The sequence below is a fragment of the Pseudoalteromonas sp. APAL1 genome (assembly GCF_021532475.1).
Lineage (GTDB): Bacteria > Pseudomonadota > Gammaproteobacteria > Enterobacterales > Alteromonadaceae > Pseudoalteromonas > Pseudoalteromonas lipolytica_C.
On sequence record NZ_JAKGAW010000097.1, the window covers coordinates 1 to 1,761 of the forward strand.

Genomic DNA, 1,761 nt, shown 5'->3' on the forward strand with positions numbered 1-1,761 from the left:
CTGGATCTAAATAAGGTTTTAGCTCCTCAGGGAATCCGTGTTTTTCGGTTATATCTTTATCAATTTTGAAGTAATGCTCTATCGATTGATATAAGTGAGTACCAAGCGGGATGGATGTATCCATAAAGGTCATGGCTGTGGCGTATGCCAGTGAATCCCACTGACGGTTAAAACCACCTACATAAAATGTTGGCTTAGTGAAGCGATAATGTTTAGGGTATTTTAACGGCACCATGAGTGATACAAATACACGTGAGCCACCGCGGGCTGAACCGACATTACGCTCATTTGCACCATAGCAAACAATGTCTTCGTAAGGTAAATAAAACGGTTTGCTAAACAAGGTATGTGGAGTTTTTACAAGGCCGGTATGGCGATTAAAGTAAAACTTATCTCGGTGCGATAATATAGCGCGGTGTTTATGCATGTAAAAACCGACAATAAACATAGGTGCGTATATAGCAAATGGCACCCATCGATAGTCTCCCCACACAAAACCAATAACAACTAAATCAGCGAATAAAAACATTACGGCTGCGACCATTAGCAAGAAGCTTAGAGCAGTAAATAAGTTAGACCACCCTCCAAACCATGAAATAGCAAGTTGTTGCCCATCATTGCGAACCCAATGTCCCTCAAGTGTTGAGCCACGATTAGGGGATTCAAGCTCTGCTGCATATTGATCAGTAAAACGCTTACTTTTAAAGGTACGAGTTTTGAAGCGGCAGCCATTGAGTGCTTCTACTTTTTTTAACCGTGTTTCATAACTGTCTTGATGTAAATAGTCTCTTGGTAGTTGCTCTGTATAGGTTTGTCTATCATCAAAATATTTACTACTGTTCTCGGCTCTCCTCCTACTTTCTGCAGCTTTTTCAGGATTATCTCTTCTAAATTCTTCTAATCGCACCACATCTTCTTCATCTAAGGCGAGCTGTTTAATGGTTTTATCTTTTGCTCTTGTTGGGTCTCTGCCAGGGTTTTCGGCGCACCATTGGTTAATTGCGTTAATACGGTTTTCTCTTTTAATTTTTTCTCGTTCTTCATGAGTTAAACCGTCGTTTTGTTCAGCAATATAGCGTTTAAGATCCTCATCACTAATGAGATTATCAATTAAATCATCCAGTTTGCTTGATTTTACAGAGCCTTTATCATCACTACTCATTGTCATTGCTCTCTACATTCCTTGTTTTTAACCATTCCACTTTAAACTTCTTAAGCCTCAAACACCCACTGCTCTTTTCTTTAATAAAGTTCACTACCACACGGCTTCTCTATTCACTTGGCAATCTACTGGATCTAAATAAGGTTTAAGCTCCTCAGGGAATCCGTGTTTTTCGGTTATGTCTTTATCAATTTTGAAGTAATGCTCTATCGATTGATATAAGTGAGTACCAAGCGGGATGGATGTATCCATAAAGGTCATGGCTGTGGCGTATGCCAGTGAATCCCACTGACGATTTGAACCACCTACATAAAAAGTAGGCTTAGTGAAGCGATAATGTTTAGGGTATTTTAACGGCACCATAAGTGATACAAATACACGTGAACCACCACGGGCTGAGCCGACATTACGCTGATTTGCGCCATAGCAAACAATGTCTTCATAAGGTAAATAAAACGGTTTTCTAAACAATGTATGCGGAGTTTTTACAAGGCCGGTATGGCGATTAAAGTAAAAATTATCTCGGTGTGCTAATATGGCGCGGTGTTTCAGCATATAAAAACCGACAATAAACATAGGTGCATATATAGCAAATGGCA

1 protein-coding gene and 1 pseudogene are annotated in these 1,761 nt (G+C 39.7%); both read right to left on the reverse strand.

Annotated features, from left to right (window positions below):
- The coding region (locus L1264_RS21325; RefSeq protein WP_235404642.1) for a hypothetical protein at window positions 1-1,168 on the reverse strand (1,168 nt) is incomplete at its 3' end.
- An 87-nt stretch (window positions 1,169-1,255) separates the two neighbouring features.
- A pseudogene (locus L1264_RS21330) lies at window positions 1,256-1,761 on the reverse strand (hypothetical protein); the annotation flags it as partial.